General features: G+C 67.1%; 25 protein-coding genes. 1 reads left to right on the top strand and 24 read right to left on the bottom strand.

What is annotated here, in order from left to right; translation table 11 throughout:
* Positions 1-64: 64 nt before the first annotated feature.
* Positions 65-982, bottom strand: a complete 918-nt coding sequence (gene truA, locus AB0F70_RS04410; protein ID WP_357443683.1) for a tRNA pseudouridine(38-40) synthase TruA — start codon at positions 980-982, stop codon at positions 65-67.
* A gap of 39 nt (positions 983-1,021) precedes the next feature.
* On the opposite strand from truA, the gene AB0F70_RS04415 reads away from it, so the two are divergent.
* Positions 1,022-1,783, top strand: coding sequence for an ROK family protein (locus tag AB0F70_RS04415; protein WP_357443685.1), 762 nt, complete (start codon positions 1,022-1,024; stop codon positions 1,781-1,783).
* An 81-nt stretch (positions 1,784-1,864) separates the two neighbouring features.
* Here the strand turns inward: AB0F70_RS04415 and rplQ are convergent, their stop codons facing one another.
* The 23 genes from rplQ to rplP form a co-directional block, all read right to left on the bottom strand.
* Positions 1,865-2,449: a 50S ribosomal protein L17 gene (rplQ, locus tag AB0F70_RS04420; RefSeq protein ID WP_357443687.1), complete on the bottom strand. Its 585-nt coding sequence runs from the start codon at positions 2,447-2,449 to the stop codon at positions 1,865-1,867.
* A gap of 55 nt (positions 2,450-2,504) precedes the next feature.
* Entirely contained in the window at positions 2,505-3,521 is a 1,017-nt protein-coding gene (locus AB0F70_RS04425) for a DNA-directed RNA polymerase subunit alpha (protein WP_116673607.1), read from the bottom strand.
* Positions 3,522-3,704: 183 nt separating this feature from the next.
* Positions 3,705-4,109 (bottom strand): 30S ribosomal protein S11, encoded by a 405-nt coding sequence (gene rpsK, locus AB0F70_RS04430; RefSeq protein WP_116673606.1) that lies wholly within the window; start codon positions 4,107-4,109, stop codon positions 3,705-3,707.
* 75 nt (positions 4,110-4,184) lie between these two features.
* On the bottom strand, positions 4,185-4,559 hold the full coding sequence (gene rpsM, locus AB0F70_RS04435) for a 30S ribosomal protein S13 (RefSeq protein WP_253869160.1): 375 nt from the start codon (positions 4,557-4,559) through the stop codon (positions 4,185-4,187).
* Between the two features lie 184 nt (positions 4,560-4,743).
* Positions 4,744-4,857 (bottom strand): 50S ribosomal protein L36, encoded by a 114-nt coding sequence (rpmJ, locus tag AB0F70_RS04440; RefSeq protein WP_003956441.1) that lies wholly within the window; start codon positions 4,855-4,857, stop codon positions 4,744-4,746.
* A 125-nt stretch (positions 4,858-4,982) separates the two neighbouring features.
* Complete coding sequence (infA, locus tag AB0F70_RS04445; RefSeq protein WP_116673604.1) at positions 4,983-5,204, bottom strand: translation initiation factor IF-1; 222 nt, start codon at positions 5,202-5,204, stop codon at positions 4,983-4,985.
* Between the two features lie 294 nt (positions 5,205-5,498).
* Positions 5,499-5,885, bottom strand: a complete 387-nt coding sequence (locus AB0F70_RS04450) for a hypothetical protein (RefSeq protein ID WP_357443691.1) — start codon at positions 5,883-5,885, stop codon at positions 5,499-5,501.
* A gap of 99 nt (positions 5,886-5,984) precedes the next feature.
* Positions 5,985-6,872, bottom strand: a complete 888-nt coding sequence (map, locus tag AB0F70_RS04455) for a type I methionyl aminopeptidase (protein WP_357443693.1) — start codon at positions 6,870-6,872, stop codon at positions 5,985-5,987.
* 3 nt (positions 6,873-6,875) lie between these two features.
* Complete coding sequence (locus AB0F70_RS04460; RefSeq protein ID WP_357444071.1) at positions 6,876-7,433, bottom strand: adenylate kinase; 558 nt, start codon at positions 7,431-7,433, stop codon at positions 6,876-6,878.
* Between the two features lie 80 nt (positions 7,434-7,513).
* Positions 7,514-8,809, bottom strand: a complete 1,296-nt coding sequence (secY, locus tag AB0F70_RS04465) for a preprotein translocase subunit SecY (RefSeq protein ID WP_357443695.1) — start codon at positions 8,807-8,809, stop codon at positions 7,514-7,516.
* A gap of 213 nt (positions 8,810-9,022) precedes the next feature.
* Positions 9,023-9,475 (bottom strand): 50S ribosomal protein L15, encoded by a 453-nt coding sequence (gene rplO / locus AB0F70_RS04470; RefSeq protein ID WP_116677494.1) that lies wholly within the window; start codon positions 9,473-9,475, stop codon positions 9,023-9,025.
* 2 nt (positions 9,476-9,477) lie between these two features.
* The gene (rpmD, locus tag AB0F70_RS04475) at positions 9,478-9,660 is read right to left on the bottom strand and encodes a 50S ribosomal protein L30 (protein ID WP_020016131.1); all 183 of its coding nucleotides are present in this window, start codon (positions 9,658-9,660) and stop codon (positions 9,478-9,480) included.
* Positions 9,660-10,313, bottom strand: coding sequence for a 30S ribosomal protein S5 (gene rpsE, locus AB0F70_RS04480; RefSeq protein WP_357443698.1), 654 nt, complete (start codon positions 10,311-10,313; stop codon positions 9,660-9,662). Before rpsE ends, rpmD begins: the two co-directional genes overlap by 1 nt.
* 31 nt (positions 10,314-10,344) lie before the next feature.
* Positions 10,345-10,716, bottom strand: a complete 372-nt coding sequence (gene rplR / locus AB0F70_RS04485; RefSeq protein ID WP_274993158.1) for a 50S ribosomal protein L18 — start codon at positions 10,714-10,716, stop codon at positions 10,345-10,347.
* A 2-nt stretch (positions 10,717-10,718) separates the two neighbouring features.
* Positions 10,719-11,255: a 50S ribosomal protein L6 gene (rplF, locus tag AB0F70_RS04490; RefSeq protein ID WP_357443701.1), complete on the bottom strand. Its 537-nt coding sequence runs from the start codon at positions 11,253-11,255 to the stop codon at positions 10,719-10,721.
* A 21-nt stretch (positions 11,256-11,276) separates the two neighbouring features.
* Positions 11,277-11,675, bottom strand: a complete 399-nt coding sequence (gene rpsH, locus AB0F70_RS04495; RefSeq protein ID WP_357443703.1) for a 30S ribosomal protein S8 — start codon at positions 11,673-11,675, stop codon at positions 11,277-11,279.
* 73 nt (positions 11,676-11,748) lie between these two features.
* Positions 11,749-11,934: a type Z 30S ribosomal protein S14 gene (locus AB0F70_RS04500; RefSeq protein ID WP_021480434.1), complete on the bottom strand. Its 186-nt coding sequence runs from the start codon at positions 11,932-11,934 to the stop codon at positions 11,749-11,751.
* A gap of 1 nt (position 11,935) precedes the next feature.
* The gene (gene rplE, locus AB0F70_RS04505) at positions 11,936-12,508 is read right to left on the bottom strand and encodes a 50S ribosomal protein L5 (RefSeq protein WP_357443706.1); all 573 of its coding nucleotides are present in this window, start codon (positions 12,506-12,508) and stop codon (positions 11,936-11,938) included.
* Entirely contained in the window at positions 12,508-12,849 is a 342-nt protein-coding gene (gene rplX / locus AB0F70_RS04510; RefSeq protein WP_116673595.1) for a 50S ribosomal protein L24, read from the bottom strand. Before rplX ends, rplE begins: the two co-directional genes overlap by 1 nt.
* Positions 12,850-12,851: 2 nt before the next feature.
* Entirely contained in the window at positions 12,852-13,220 is a 369-nt protein-coding gene (rplN, locus tag AB0F70_RS04515; RefSeq protein WP_020016123.1) for a 50S ribosomal protein L14, read from the bottom strand.
* 137 nt (positions 13,221-13,357) lie between these two features.
* A complete protein-coding gene (gene rpsQ, locus AB0F70_RS04520; protein WP_357443709.1) occupies positions 13,358-13,645 on the bottom strand; it encodes a 30S ribosomal protein S17 in 288 nt (95 codons plus the stop codon).
* 4 nt (positions 13,646-13,649) lie between these two features.
* A complete protein-coding gene (gene rpmC / locus AB0F70_RS04525) occupies positions 13,650-13,889 on the bottom strand; it encodes a 50S ribosomal protein L29 (protein WP_116673593.1) in 240 nt (79 codons plus the stop codon).
* 1 nt (position 13,890) lies between these two features.
* A complete protein-coding gene (rplP, locus tag AB0F70_RS04530) occupies positions 13,891-14,307 on the bottom strand; it encodes a 50S ribosomal protein L16 (protein WP_108492297.1) in 417 nt (138 codons plus the stop codon).
* Positions 14,308-14,309 lie beyond the last annotated feature (2 nt).

The raw sequence follows: 14,309 nt of genomic DNA on the forward strand, positions 1-14,309 counted from the left end.
TGGCGAAGTAGAACCAGGGCGACGTAGAACCGCAGCGGACCTGCGGTTCTACGTCGCCCTGGTTCTATCTCGCGGTGGTTGTGTCGTCCCAGACGTCCTCGTCCATCCGCTTGGCGCGGACGGCGTCCGCGCGGGCGGCGAGCTCTTCGTCCGGCGGGAACGTGATCTCCTCGAGGCACAGCCCCTCCGGGGGCACGACGAAGACGCCCGCGTCCCGCCGGCGGCTCGCCAGGAGCTCCGCGGGCCAGCTCACGGGGCGCCGCCCCTCTCCCACCCCCATCGACGCCCCGACAAGGGCGCGCACCATGTTGTGGCAGAACGCGTCGGCGACGACGTGCCCGACCACGAGGCCCGCATCCGGTCCGTCGGCCGGCCGCTCCCAGGCGATGTGCTGCAGCTCCCGGATGGTCGTCGCGCCCGGGCGGGGCTTGCAGTACGAGGCGAAGTCGCGCACCCCGGTGAGCGGGCGTACGGCGTCGTCCATCGCGGCGGCGTCGAGCGGCTTGCGGGACCACAGGACGTGCCTGCGTCGCAGCGGGTCCCGGAGGCCCGGCGCGTCGGCGATCCGGTACGTGTAGCGGCGGCGCAGGGCGGAGAAGCGCGCATCAAAACCGGGCGCCGCCTGCCTGGCGCCGCGTACGACGACGTCGGTGGGCAGCACGCCCGTCAGCCGGGACACCAGCGCCTCCGCAGGGGTACGGCTGGACCGCCCCGAACGGCCGGGGAGCGCCGCCCAGGCATCGGCCTCGAGGTCGACGTGCGCCACCTGGCCGCGCGCGTGGACGCCCGAGTCGGTCCGCCCGGCGACGGTGAAGCGAGGCGTCGGCCGGCCGAGCTGCTCGCTGCGCAGGACCCGTGCCAGACCGTCCTCGAGGGCACCCTCCACGGTGCGTAGACCCGGCTGGCGCGCCCAGCCGGCGAAGTCGGTGCCGTCGTAGGCGAGGTCGAGCCGAACCCTGATGAACTCGTTCACGCCTGCCATCTTCCCCGATCCCCGTCCCAGAGTTCGTACAGTGACGTCATGGCAGACATCCTCACGCTTGCGGTCGACTGCGGTGGTGGCGGGATCAAGGCAGCGGTCCTCGACTCGTCGGGCACCGCTCACGCGGCGCCGGTCCGCGTACCGACGCCCTACCCGCTGCCGCCCGAGCTCCTCGTGGACACGATCGCGAAGATCGCCACCGACCTCCCTGCGGCCGGGCGGGTCACGGTCGGCATGCCCGGCATGATCCGCAGCGGCGTCGTCGTGCACACACCGCACTACATCACCCGGTCGGGGCCGCGCTCCCGCGTGGATCCGGCTCTGCTCGACGCGTGGCACAGCTTCGACATGCGCGCGGCCGTCGCCAGCCGGCTGAACCTGCCCGCACTGGTCCTGAACGACGCAGAGGTGCACGGCGCGGGCGTGGTCGCCGCGTCGGGCCTCGAGCTGGTCATCACGCTCGGCACGGGCCTCGGGACCGCGATGTTCCACGGCGGCCGGATCGCGCCGCACCTGGAGTGGTCGCACGCCCCGGTGCGCCGCAGCCTGACGTACGACCAGTACATCGGCGAGCCCGAACGACGTCGGCTGGGCGACGGCCTGTGGTCACGGCGCGTGGTCACCGTCGTCGACGGGCTGCGGCCCGTCTTCCACTGGGACCGGCTCTACCTCGGAGGCGGTAACGCGCGGCGCATCACACCGTCGGCGCTGGCCAGGCTCGGCGACGACGTCGTCATCGTCCCGAACTCCGCCGCCCTGGTGGGCGGCGCGCGAGCATGGGACCTGCTGCCTGCTCAGTGACGTGCGGCCACGCACGACGACGCCGGGCCGCACCCTCCGTACGGAAGGTGCGGCCCGGCGTCGTGCAGGGGAGAAAGAGGCTCAGGCCTCCTTCTTCTCCTCGGCGGCCTTCTTCTTGGGAGCCGCCTTCTTCTTCTTGGGGGCCTCGGCAGCGGCGTCCTCGGCGGGGGCGTCGGTGACGTCCTCGGCCGGGGCGTCCTCGACCGGAGCGTCCTCGACGACGACGTCCTCGGCCGGGGCCTCGGTCACGTCAGCGGCCTTCTCGGCGGCCTTGGTGGCCTCCTTGACGACTGCCTGCTTGGGGCTCACGGGCTCGGTGATGAGCTCGATGACCGCCATGGGCGCGTTGTCGCCCTTGCGGGTGCCGATCTTGGTGATGCGCGTGTAGCCACCGTTGCGCTCGGCCATGGCCGGGGCGATCTCGGTGAAGAGCGTGTGCACCACGCCCTTGTCACGCACGACGGTGAGCACGCGGCGACGGGCGGACAGGTCGCCCTTCTTCGCGAACGTGATCAGACGCTCGGCCAGGGGACGCAGGCGCTTGGCCTTGGTCTCCGTGGTCGTGATGCGGCCGTGCTCGAAGAGGGAGGTGGACAGGTTCGCGAGAATCAGACGCTCGTGAGCCGGGCTACCGCCGAGCCGCGCGCCCTTGGTAGGGGTAGGCATTACTTGTCTCCTTGGAAGTGGTTCCGCACGTCCGGCCTAGGCCGGACGTGGGACGTCAGTACGACTGCTCGTCGCCGCTGTAGGCCGCGGAGTCGCTACCCTCGAAGTACGAAGCGCCGGCCGGATCGAAGTCCAGCGGCGAGTCCTTCAGGCTGAGGCCGAGCTCGGCCAGCTTCTCCTTGACCTCGGTGATCGACTTCGCACCGAAGTTGCGGATGTCGAGCAGGTCCGCCTCACTGCGGGCAACAAGCTCGCCCACCTGGTGGATGCCCTCGCGCTTGAGGCAGTTGTACGAACGGATGGTGAGGTTGAGCTCCTCGATCGGCAGCGCCAGGTCCGCGGCAAGCGCGGTGTCCGTCGGCGACGGCCCGATCTCGATGCCCTCGGCCTCGACGTTCAGCTCACGTGCCAGGCCGAACAGCTCGACCAGGGTCTTGCCAGCCGAGGCGAGCGCGTCGCGAGGCGTGATTGCCTGCTTCGTCTCGACGTCGACAATGAGCTTGTCGAAGTCGGTGCGCTGCTCGACTCGGGTGGCCTCGACCTTGTACGTGACCTTGAGGACCGGCGAGTAGATCGAGTCAACCGGGATGCGCCCGATCTCCGCGTCGAACTGCTTGTTCTGCGCGGCGGACACGTACCCACGGCCCCGCTCGACGGTCAGCTCGATCTCGAGCTTGCCCTTGTCGTTGAGGGTGGCGATGTGCAGGTCGGGGTTGTGGACCTCGACCCCCGCCGGCGGAACGATGTCCGCAGCGGTCACGACGCCGGCGCCCTGCTTGCGCAGGTACATCACGACGGGCTCGTCGTTCTCCGAGGAGACGACGAGGTTCTTGATGTTGAGGATGATCTCGGTGACGTCTTCCTTCACGCCCGACACGGTGCTGAACTCGTGCAGCACACCGTCGATACGGATGGACGTGACGGCCGCGCCCGGGATGGACGACAGCAGGGTGCGACGCATCGAGTTGCCGAGCGTGTAGCCGAAGCCAGGCTCGAGCGGCTCGATGGAGAAGCGGGAACGGCTCTCCGAGATGACCTCTTCGGTCAGCGTGGGGCGCTGTGCGATAAGCACTGTGGGTGTCCTTTCGAGTGTGCGTCCGCTATATGACGCATCACGGCTGCGATCTCTCGCGGCCCAGACGGATCTCTGTCACCGTCCGGGCAAGGTGCTCACCGCGAGCGGTGAGCGTTGTCGCGATCGCGGTGCGGTCCCGCAGCCCTGGGGCCGCGCGGCCGCACCGCGGCGCGACAGATATCAAACGCGGCGACGCTTCGGGGGGCGGCAGCCGTTGTGAGCCTGGGGCGTCACGTCCTGGATCGAGCCGACCTCGAGGCCGGTCGCCTGAAGCGAACGGATCGCGGTCTCACGACCGGAACCCGGGCCCTTCACGAAGACGTCGACCTTCTTGACGCCGTGCTCCTGCGCACGACGGGCGGCCGACTCGGCTGCCATCTGCGCGGCGTACGGGGTCGACTTACGGGAGCCCTTGAAGCCGACGTGGCCGGCGGACGCCCATGCGATCACAGCACCCGAGGGGTCAGTGATCGAGATGATCGTGTTGTTGAACGTGGACTTGATGTGCGCCTGGCCGAGCGGGACGTTCTTCTTGTCCTTGCGGCGCGGCTTGCGGCCGGCTGCGGCGCGAGTCTTGGGAGGCATGTGTTTTTAGATCTCCTGGTCTGATCGGACCGGGGCGGTCTCAGCTCGATGAGCCGACCGCTCCACGGACTGCTATCAGCGGGCCTTCTTCTTGCCCGCGACGGTGCGCTTGGGACCCTTGCGGGTACGCGCGTTGGTCTTTGTGCGCTGACCACGCACCGGCAGTCCGCGACGGTGGCGGATGCCCTGGTAGGTACCGATCTCGACCTTGCGGCGGATGTCGGCCGCGACCTCACGGCGGAGGTCACCCTCGAGCTTGAAGTTGCCCTCGAGGTGGTCGCGGAGCGCAACGAGCTCGGCGTCGCCGAGGTCCTTGACGCGGACGTCCGGGCTGATGCCCGTGGCGGCCAGGGTTTCCTTCGCGCGGGTACGACCCACACCGAAGATATAAGTGAGCGCAACCTCAAGCCGCTTGTCGCGGGGGAGGTCGACGCCGATAAGACGTGCCATGTGCCTTCCGGCTCCTGTACTGCTCATCGGAGGTCTGCCGCACCGCCATCCCGCGATTCACGCGAGCCCCGGCCTCCGGGCCGAGGGTTCCCCTCACCTGTGCGGTTACCCGCTGGGTGAGGTTCGAGGTGGTGCGCTGGTGGTGGCCTCAGCCACCGACCCCGGGCGGATGCCCGGGACGTGATCAGCCCTGGCGCTGCTTGTGGCGCAGGTTGTCGCAGATCACCATGACGCGACCGTGCCGGCGAATCACCTTGCACTTGTCGCAGATCTTCTTGACGCTCGGCTTGACCTTCATGGTTTTTCCTCCACCACGGCGCCCGGTCTCTCGGTGCGCACGCAGCAGTGTCGTGGGTGGTCGATCGTGCGGCGACATCACCTCTGGCCAGGCCGCGAGTGACATAGCCCCGGATCGGGGACTGACTACTTGTAGCGGTAGACGATCCGGCCGCGGGACAGGTCGTACGGGCTGAGCTCCACCACCACGCGGTCCTCGGGGAGGATCCGGATGTAGTGCTGTCGCATCTTGCCCGAGATGTGCGCGAGAACCCTGTGACCGTTCGACAGCTCGACGCGGAACATCGCGTTCGGCAGAGCCTCGATCACACTGCCCTCGATCTCGATGACACCGTCCTTCTTTGCCATATCCTCCGCTAACTCTCGTCGTGACTGCTTCCACGCCCACGGCACCGCAGGAGCCCTGCGGAGCCGACAGTCGGGTGTGGATGTCGTGTGTGTCCGTGTACCGCCAACCTCGTGTGCCTCGGCCTGCGCCCCGCTCGCGCGGGGACCGGCAGGCGCCTCGGCACCCTTTCAAGAACTGGAGGCGTTGAACGGACTACACCCAGCGGTCCAGCCTACGTCACTTCGGAAAGCATTCAAAGCGCAGCACGACGGCGAGGGCCGTTCTCGGCCGTGAGCCTCGCCACGAGAGGCCCTTCAGAGGTCGTACTCGACACCCGGCAGGCCGATCATCGTGTGCGGGAGGCTGGTGACGAAGAAGAACAGCAGGGGCAGCCAGCCGAGCACCATGCCAAGGCCGAGCGCGACGAGCACGTGCCTGCCCTGCGCCTTCCAGAGCCACACGCCGAGCAGCCACACCACCGCGCCGAGCAGCAGGACCGACTCCCACACGAACAGCGAGGTGCCGAACCCGAGTACCGCGCCGACCCAGAGGAACGGGCTCGGCGCGAGCCGGCGGCCCCAGGTGGCGATCCAGCGTCCGGACCGTTCGAGGCCACGTCGCGCAGCCGGAAGAACCCGCGTGCCCGCGCCGCGCCCAGGAGTGCCGGCACTGCCGGGCGGGGTGTGCGCTTCATCGGTCACAGGCCGATCGTAGCCAACTGACTCCGAGTTAAATAGGCCTCGGGTGAAAGTCGTCTCAGGCTCTGCAGCTATCGGCCGAGCCTGCGCTTCCACTTCGACTCAGTCGAGCGTGACCGGCTGCACGCCGAAGACGCCGAGGCGCTCCGCTCCCCCGTCGACCGCCGTGAGGACGATGATGCCGTCCTCCATGATCGCGGTGGAGTGCTCCCAGTGCGCCGCACGGGAGCCGTCGACGGTGACCACTGTCCAGTCGTCCTCGAGGACCCTGGTCTCGGACCCGCCGCGCGTGATCATCGGCTCGATCGCCAGGCACATCCCCGACCGCAGCCGGGGGCCCGAACCGGACGTCTTGTAGTTGTGCACGTCCGGGGGCTGGTGCATGGCGCTGCCGATGCCGTGCCCGACGTACTCCTCGACGATGCCGTAGTCGATGCCGATGAGCTCGCCGGCCATCTCGACGGCAGCCTCCACCGCCTGGCCCACCGCGTTCAGGCGCTTCGCGGACGCCAGCGTGGCGATGCCCGCCCACATGGCGGTCTCCGTGGTCTGGATGAGCGCGATGTCGGCGAGGTCCGCACCCGCGGCGACCAGGTCGTCGTCGGGCAGCGTGTGGTCGAGTGCCCCGTCTGGGCCCAGGACGAACGAAACGGCCGAGTCGCCGTGCCAGCCCTCGACTATCGCACCGCAGTCGATCGAGACGAGGTCACCCGCAGCCAGCACCCGGTTGCCCGGGATGCCGTGGATGACCTCGTCGTTGACCGACGTGCAGATGACTCCGGTGAACCCGTGGTAGCCCAGGAACGAAGGCGCCGCACCGGCGTCGTCGATGGCCTTGGCAGCCACGGCATCGAGGTCCGCGGTGGTGACGCCGGGCCGGGCCGCGGACCGGACCGCGGCAAGAGTGTCCGCGACCACCAGACCGGCACGCCGCATGAGGCGTATCTGGTCCGGTGTCTTGTACTCGACCCGGTCCCGCCCGAAGACCACGCCTCAGCCCAGCTGGGCCGCGAGGGCGGCGACGATGCGGTCGGTGACCTCGGTGATCTCACCGACGCCGTCCACCTTGGCCAGCAGCCCACGCTCCGCGTACGCCGCGGTGAGGGGGGCCGTCTCGGTGCCGTAGATGTCGAGCCGGCGGGCGATCCCCTCAGGGGTGTCGTCCTCACGGCCCTCGTCACCGGCACGCTTGGTGAGACGCTCCATCAGGACGTCCCGGTCCGCCGTCAGCTCGATCACGCCGTCGAGCTCCCAGCCGAAGCCGGCGAGCGTGGTGTCCAGCTCAGCGACCTGGGCCGCGTTGCGCGGGTAGCCGTCCAGCAGGAACCCGCCCTTGACGTCCTCGTCGCCGAGGCGGTCGCGGACCATCGCGTTGGTGATCTCGTCCGGGACGAGCTCACCCTTGTCGATGTACTCCTTGGCCGTCGTGCCGAGCTCCGTGTTGCCCTTGATGTTGGCCCGGAAGATGTCGCCGGTGGAGATGGCGACGATCCCGAACACCTCGGCGAGGCGCGCGGCCTGCGTGCCCTTGCCGACGCCCTGCGGGCCCATGATGACCAGGCGCGTGACCTGGCCCTCCTTGTCCGGACGAGCGTGGAGCTCGCGACGAGAGGCGGTGGAGGGGGTCTGACTCAACGGAGAAATCCTTCGTAATGGCGCTGCTGCAGCTGTGAATCGATCTGCTTGACCGTATCCAGCCCGACGCCGACCACGATGAGGATCGAGGCACCGCCGAAGGGCAGGGCCGTGCTGACGCCCAGGAAGACGAGCACCAGCGTCGGGATCAGCGCAACCAGCGCGAGGTACACGGAACCGGCGGAGGTGATCCTGGTGATCACGAAGTCCAGGTACTCCGCCGTCGGGCGGCCGGCCCGGATGCCGGGGATGAAGCCGCCGTACTTCTTCATGTTGTCCGCGACCTCGTCCGGGTTGAACGTGATCGAGGTGTAGAAGAAGCAGAAGAAGATGATCATCAGCGTGTAGATCGCGATGTACAGCGGCGACGACTGCTGGACCAGGTTGTTGCTGATCCAGACGACCCAGTCGGAACCCTGGTCCCCAAACTGCGCGAGCAGGCCAGGGATGGCGAGGATCGACGCCGCGAAGATCACCGGGATCACACCGGACATGTTGATCTTGATCGGGATGTAGGTGCTGGTGCCGCCGTACATCCGGCGACCCACCATGCGCTTCGCGTACTGCACCGGGATGCGGCGCTGCGACTGCTCGACGAACACCACGAGGCCGATGACCAGGATGATCACGAGGATCATGATGGTGAAGTTCAGGACTCCGTTGGCGCCACCGGCGATCGACCAGAGCGACGTCGGGAAGCTCGCGGCGATCGACGTGAAGATCAGGAGCGACATGCCGTTGCCGACACCGCGCTCGGTGATCAGCTCGCCGAGCCACATGACGAGGCCCGTACCGGCGGTCATGGTGATGACCATGAAGATGGAGGTCAGAACACTGTCATCGGGGATGACAGGAACCAGACAGTTCGGGAAGAGCAAGTTCTGACGCGCCGTCGTGATGACGGTGGTCGACTGCAGGATCGCGAGACCGATGGTGAGGTAGCGCGTGTACTGGGTCAGCTTCGTCTGACCCGACTGGCCCTCCTTCTGCAGCGCCTCGAAGCGTGGGATCACCACGCGAAGCAGCTGCACGATGATGCTTGCCGTGATGTACGGCATGATCCCGAGGGCGAAGATCGACAGCTGCAGCAGTGCGCCACCGCTGAAGACGTTGATCAGGCCGAGGAGGGTGTTGTCCCCCTCCCCAGCGATGCATTGCTGCACGTTCGCGTAGTCCACGCCGGGAGTCGGTATGAACGACCCGAGCCGGAAGATCGCCATGATCGCGATCGTGAACAGCAGCTTGCGCCGCAGGTCTGGCGTCCGGAAAGCCCGGCCGAAAGCGCTGAGCACCCTATCCTCCTGGCCCGCCGTTGCGGGATCTAGTGTCGCCGACGCAACGCCGGCGAGATGTTTCGAACGTGGGCCAGACCACAACGGTGCAGCCAGACCGTGTCGGATTCTACGTTGCTCACGGGGTCTTTCGGACCACAAGAGCCCCGGGAAATTCTCAAGAGAGCACACAGGGCCGGCCGCGCATCATGCGCCGCCGGCCCTGTAGCTGTATCAGGCCTCCGAGACCGTACCGCCAGCCGCCAGGATCTTCTCCTTGGCGGTTGCCGAGACGCGGTCGACCGCGATCTCGAGCTTGACGGTGATCTCACCGTTGCCGAGCACCTTCACGGGCTGACCCTTGCGGACCGCCCCCTTGGCGACGAGGTCCTCGACGGTGACGGAGCCACCATCGGGGAACAGCGTTGAGAGCTTGTCCAAGTTCACGACCTGGAACTCCACGCGGAACGGGTTCTTGAATCCACGCAGCTTCGGGAGGCGCATGTGCAGAGGCACCTGCCCACCCTCGAAGCCTGCGGGGACCTGGTAACGAGCCTTCGTACCCTTGGTACCGCGACCTGCCGTCTTACCCTTCGAGCCTTCACCGCGACCCACACGGGTCTTCGCGGTCTTGGCACCGGGGGCCGGACGGAGGTGATGCATCTTCAGCGGCTTGTTCTCCGCCATGATCACTCGACCTCCTCGACGGCGACGAGGTGCGCCACCGTCTTGACCATGCCACGAATCTCCGCACGGTCCTCCTTCACGGCGGTGTCGCCGATCCGCTTGAGGCCGAGGGTTCGCAGCGTGTCACGCTGGTTCTGCTTGCCGCCGATGGCGGACTTGGTCTGAGTCACCTTGAGTCGAGCCATCACGCACCCGCCTTTGCAGTCGACTCGGCACGACCGGCGGCCTGCGCACGCAGGAGCGCGGCCGGGGCCACGTCCTCGAGCGGGAGGCCACGACGAGCGGCAACAGCAGCCGGCTCCTCGAGGCCCTTCAGGGCCGCGACCGTGGCGTGCACGATGTTGATCGCGTTGGACGAACCGAGCGACTTGCTCAGCACGTCGTGGATGCCGGCGCACTCCAGCACGGCGCGCACCGGACCACCGGCGATAACACCGGTACCCGGCGACGCCGGACGCAGGAACACGACACCGGCGGCCTTCTCACCCTGGATGGGGTGAGGGATGGTGCCCTGGATACGAGGGACGCGGAAGAAGCTCTTCTTCGCCTCCTCGACACCCTTGGCGATCGCCGCGGGCACCTCCTTGGCCTTGCCGTAGCCGACGCCTACGGTGCCGTCACCATCGCCCACCACGACGAGCGCGGTGAAGCTGAAGCGGCGGCCACCCTTGACGACCTTGGAGACGCGGTTGATGGAGACGACCTTCTCGATGAAGGCGCTCTTTTCCTCACGCGCCCCACGACGGTCGCCGCCACGACCGCCACCACGGCGGTCGTTACGGTCCTTGTTCTCGGTGGCGGCACCCTGGGGGGCGCCGCTGCGCTGCCCTGCAGCCATCAGAGAGTCCTCTTCTTCCGTGCGTTGGTCATCACAGGGCCAGACCGCCCTCGCGGGCGCCGTCAGCCACTGCAGCGACGCGACCGTGGTACTTGTTGCCGCCGCGGTCGAACACGACGGTGTCGACGCCGACAGCCTTGGCACGCTCGGCGACGAGCTCGCCGATCTTGCGGGCCTTGGCCGTCTTGTCGCCGTCGAACGCACGCAGGTCGGCCTCGAGGGTCGACGCAGACGCGACGGTCTTGCCCACGCTGTCGTCCACGACCTGCGCCACCATGTGGCGCGAGGAACGGGTGACGACGAGACGCGGACGAACGGCGGTGCCAGCGATCTTCTTGCGCAGGCGAAGGTGGCGACGCTGACGAGCGACGGACTTGCCCTTACCCAGGATCTTGATAGCCATCGTCACTTACCAGCCTTTCCGACCTTGCGGCGGACGTTCTCGCCGGCGTAACGCACGCCCTTGCCCTTGTAAGGCTCGGGCTTGCGGATCTTGCGAATGTTCGCTGCGACCTCGCCGACCTGCTGCTTGTCGATGCCCGCGACCGAGAACTTGGTGGGGCTCTCGACTGCGAACGTGACGCCTGCAGGCGGTTCGATGACAACAGGGTGGCTGAAGCCGAGCGCGAACTCCAGGCTCGAGCCCTTCGCCACGACACGGTAACCAGTACCGACGATCTCGAGCTTCTTCTCGTAGCCCTGCGTCACACCGATGATCATGTTGGCGATCAGGGTGCGGGTCAGGCCGTGCAGCGCACGGGAGTTCCGCTCGTCGTCAGGACGCGACACCACGAGCTGGGCGTCCTCCTGAGCGACATTGATGGGTGCGGGCACGTTGTGCTCGAGAGAACCCTTGGGGCCCTTCACGGTCACGAGCGCGCCGCTGACAGTGATGTCCACGCCGGCTGGGACCGGAACGGGAAGCTTGCCGATTCGAGACATTGGCGTTTTCTCCTTTCCGGATTACCAGACGTAGGCGAGGACTTCGCCGCCGACGCCCTTGGCCTGTGCCTGACGGTCGGTGAGGAGGCCGGAGGACGTGGACAGAATCGCCACGCCCAGGCCGCCGAGCACCTTGGGCAGATCGGTGGACTTGCGGTAGACACGCAGACCGGGCTTCGAGATGCGGCGCACGCCCGCCAGGGCGCGCTCCCGGTTCTGGCCGTACTTCAGCTCGAGCGTGAGGGTCTTGCCCACCTGGGCGTCCTCCACGTTCCAGCCGACGATGTAGCCCTCGGCCTGCAGGATCTCAGCGATGTGCGTCTTCAGCTTCGACGACGGCATGGAAACCGTGTCGTGGTGCGCCGAGTTCGCGTTACGCAGACGGGTCAGCATGTCTGCGATCGGGTCGGTCATAGTCATCGGGCTCTTGCCCTTCCTCGCCGGGGTATCCGAACGGCCTCTAGGGGCCGGACAGACCTACGGCGTAGTTGTGTTACCAGCTGCTCTTGGTGACGCCCGGAAGCTCGCCACGGTGGGCCATCTCCCGGACGCAGATGCGGCACAGGCCGAACTTGCGGTAAACGGAGTGCGGGCGACCGCACTTCTGGCACCGGGTGTAGGCGCGAACCGCGAACTTCGGCTTGGCGGCCGCCTTGTTGATCAGGGCCTTCTTCGCCATGTCAGTTCTCCTTGAAGGGGAAGCCGAGACGGCGCAGCAGAGAGCGGCCCTCGTCGTCGGTCGTCGCCGTCGTCACGACCGTGATGTCCATACCGCGGACCCGGTCGATCTTGTCCTGGTCGATCTCGTGGAACATCGACTGCTCCGTGAGACCGAAGGTGTAGTTGCCGTGCCCGTCGAACTGCTTGGGCGACAGACCACGGAAGTCGCGGATACGCGGCAGGGCGGTCGCCAGCAGGCGGTCCAGGAACTCCCACATGCGGTCACCGCGAAGCGTGACGTGCGCACCGATCGGCATGCCCTCGCGCAGCTTGAACTGTGCGATGGACTTACGAGCCTTGGTGACCTGCGGCTTCTGACCGGTGATCGCCGAGAGGTCCTTGATGGCACCCTCGATGAGCTTCGAGTCCTTGGCCGCGTCGCCCACACCCATGTTCACGACGATCTTCGTGAGACCGCCGGCCTGGTGCAGGTTCTTGTGGCCGAACTCTTCGATCAGCGCCGGGAGGATCTCCTCGCGGTACTTCTGCTTGAGGCGCGGCAGGGCCGGGGCCTCGATGGTCGTCTCGGTCATCAGATGTCCTTCCCGGAGCGCTTCGCAACGCGGATCCGGACGGTCTTGGTACGACCGTCGCGCTCCACCTGCTCCTCGCGGTACCCGACGCGGGTGCCCTTCTTGGTCTCCGGGTCGACGATCATCACGTTGCTCACGTGGATCGGCGCCTCGACCGTCTCGATGCCACCGGTGCGGGCGCCGCGCTGCGACTGACCCACCTTGGTGTGCTTCGTGACTCGCTGAACACCCTCGACCACGAGGCGGTCGGAGTCCTTGAGGACCTCGAGCACGCGGCCGGTCTTGCCCTTGTCACGACCCGAGATCACGATGACCTGGTCGCCCTTCTTGATCTTCGCCATGTTCAGAGCACCTCCGGTGCCAGCGAGATGATCTTCATGAACCGCTTGTCACGCAGCTCGCGGCCCACCGGGCCGAAGATGCGGGTTCCACGAGGCTCGCCGTCGTTCTTGAGGATGACGGCGGCGTTCTCGTCGAACTTGATGTAGGAACCGTCTGGACGACGGCGCTCCTTGGCGGTCCGGACGACGACAGCCTTGATGACGTCGCCCTTCTTCACGTTGCCGCCCGGGATCGCGTCCTTGACGGTGGCGACGATGGTGTCGCCGATTCCGGCGTAGCGACGGCCCGAGCCACCGAGAACGCGGATGCAGAGAATCTCCTTGGCACCCGTGTTGTCGGCGACCCGAAGTCGCGACTCCTGCTGGATCATTTGAATGAACTCCTGTCGTCGAACTGGTTCTCGCGCGGACTGCTTCCGGCGAGCCTGGTCGAACGGATAGTTGCTGTGCTAGGCCGGGACGGCACGCGTACGTGTGTCACGCACCGCCCCTGCCGATGTAGAAGTCCTTACTTGGCCTTCTCGAGGATCTCCACCAGGCGGAACCGCTTGGTAGCGGACAGCGGGCGGGTCTCCATGATGACGACCAGGTCGCCGATGCCGGCGCTGTTCTGCTCGTCGTGTGCCTTGACCTTGGTCGTGCGACGGATGACCTTGGCGTAGAGGGGGTGCTTAACCCGGTCCTCGACCTCGATCACGATGGTCTTGTCCATCTTGTCGCTGACCACGTAGCCACGGCGCACCTTACGCGTCGCGCGCTGGGCCTCGGGGGCCTCAGGCGTCGTCTTCTCGCTCATTGCCTCACTCACTCACGCTCGGAGCCGTACGGATGCCGAGCTCGCGCTCACGCAGGATCGTGTAGATCCGAGCGATGTCGCGACGGACGGCCTTGAGACGACCGTGGCTCTCGAGCTGGCCGGTCGCCGACTGGAAGCGGAGGTTGAAAAGCTCCTCCTTGGCTTCCTTCAGCTTGGCGACGAGGGTCTCGTCGTCCATGCCATCCAGATCGATGGGGGCAAGCCCCTGCGTACCGATAGCCATATCAGACACCACCCTCGCGCACCACGAAACGGCACTTCATCGGGAGCTTGTGCATCGCGCGGCGCATGGCCTCACGTGCAAGGGACTCGTCAACACCGGCCAGTTCGAAGAGAATCCGGCCGGGCTTGACGTTGGCGACCCACCACTCCGGAGAACCCTTACCGGAACCCATGCGGGTCTCGGCAGGCTTCTTCGTCAGCGGACGGTCAGGGTAGATGTTGATCCACACCTTGCCGCCACGCTTGATGTGGCGAGTCATTGCGATACGCGCCGCCTCGATCTGGCGGTTGGTGACGTACGCCGGCTCCAGAGCCTGGATGCCGAAGTCGCCGAACGCGATCTGGGTGCCACCCTTTGCCGCACCGGAGCGCGACGGGTGGTGCTGCTTGCGGTGCTTGACCCTGCGCGGGATCAGCATGG

Origin of the sequence: Promicromonospora sp. NPDC023805 (genome assembly GCF_040639635.1) — a bacterium.
Lineage (GTDB): Bacteria > Actinomycetota > Actinomycetes > Actinomycetales > Cellulomonadaceae > Promicromonospora.

Bases quoted from the DNA above. Each gene is read 5' to 3' on its own strand.
- rplE (WP_357443706.1), bottom strand. From the start codon at position 12,508: ATGACCGAGACGACCATCGAGGCCCCGGCCCTGCCGCGCCTCAAGCAG.
- rpmD (WP_020016131.1), bottom strand. From the start codon at position 9,660: ATGGCTCGACTCAAGGTGACTCAGACCAAGTCCGCCATCGGCGGCAAG.
- AB0F70_RS04460 (WP_357444071.1), bottom strand. From the start codon at position 7,433: ATGGGCCCGCAGGGCGTCGGCAAGGGCACGCAGGCCGCGCGCCTCGCC.
- rpsE (WP_357443698.1), bottom strand. From the start codon at position 10,313: ATGGCTGCAGGGCAGCGCAGCGGCGCCCCCCAGGGTGCCGCCACCGAG.
- rplO (WP_116677494.1), bottom strand. From the start codon at position 9,475: ATGGCGGAGAACAAGCCGCTGAAGATGCATCACCTCCGTCCGGCCCCC.
- AB0F70_RS04500 (WP_021480434.1), bottom strand. From the start codon at position 11,934: ATGGCGAAGAAGGCCCTGATCAACAAGGCGGCCGCCAAGCCGAAGTTC.
- rplP (WP_108492297.1), bottom strand. From the start codon at position 14,307: ATGCTGATCCCGCGCAGGGTCAAGCACCGCAAGCAGCACCACCCGTCG.
- rplQ (WP_357443687.1), bottom strand. From the start codon at position 2,449: ATGCCTACCCCTACCAAGGGCGCGCGGCTCGGCGGTAGCCCGGCTCAC.
- rpsK (WP_116673606.1), bottom strand. From the start codon at position 4,109: ATGCCTCCCAAGACTCGCGCCGCAGCCGGCCGCAAGCCGCGCCGCAAG.
- infA (WP_116673604.1), bottom strand. From the start codon at position 5,204: ATGGCAAAGAAGGACGGTGTCATCGAGATCGAGGGCAGTGTGATCGAG.
- rpsH (WP_357443703.1), bottom strand. From the start codon at position 11,675: ATGACTATGACCGACCCGATCGCAGACATGCTGACCCGTCTGCGTAAC.
- AB0F70_RS04415 (WP_357443685.1), top strand. From the start codon at position 1,022: ATGGCAGACATCCTCACGCTTGCGGTCGACTGCGGTGGTGGCGGGATC.
- truA (WP_357443683.1), bottom strand. From the start codon at position 982: ATGGCAGGCGTGAACGAGTTCATCAGGGTTCGGCTCGACCTCGCCTAC.
- rpsM (WP_253869160.1), bottom strand. From the start codon at position 4,559: ATGGCACGTCTTATCGGCGTCGACCTCCCCCGCGACAAGCGGCTTGAG.
- rplR (WP_274993158.1), bottom strand. From the start codon at position 10,716: ATGGCTATCAAGATCCTGGGTAAGGGCAAGTCCGTCGCTCGTCAGCGT.
- rplX (WP_116673595.1), bottom strand. From the start codon at position 12,849: ATGGCGAAGATCAAGAAGGGCGACCAGGTCATCGTGATCTCGGGTCGT.
- rplF (WP_357443701.1), bottom strand. From the start codon at position 11,255: ATGTCTCGAATCGGCAAGCTTCCCGTTCCGGTCCCAGCCGGCGTGGAC.
- rpmJ (WP_003956441.1), bottom strand. From the start codon at position 4,857: ATGAAGGTCAAGCCGAGCGTCAAGAAGATCTGCGACAAGTGCAAGGTG.
- rplN (WP_020016123.1), bottom strand. From the start codon at position 13,220: ATGATCCAGCAGGAGTCGCGACTTCGGGTCGCCGACAACACGGGTGCC.
- rpsQ (WP_357443709.1), bottom strand. From the start codon at position 13,645: ATGAGCGAGAAGACGACGCCTGAGGCCCCCGAGGCCCAGCGCGCGACG.
- rpmC (WP_116673593.1), bottom strand. From the start codon at position 13,889: ATGGCTATCGGTACGCAGGGGCTTGCCCCCATCGATCTGGATGGCATG.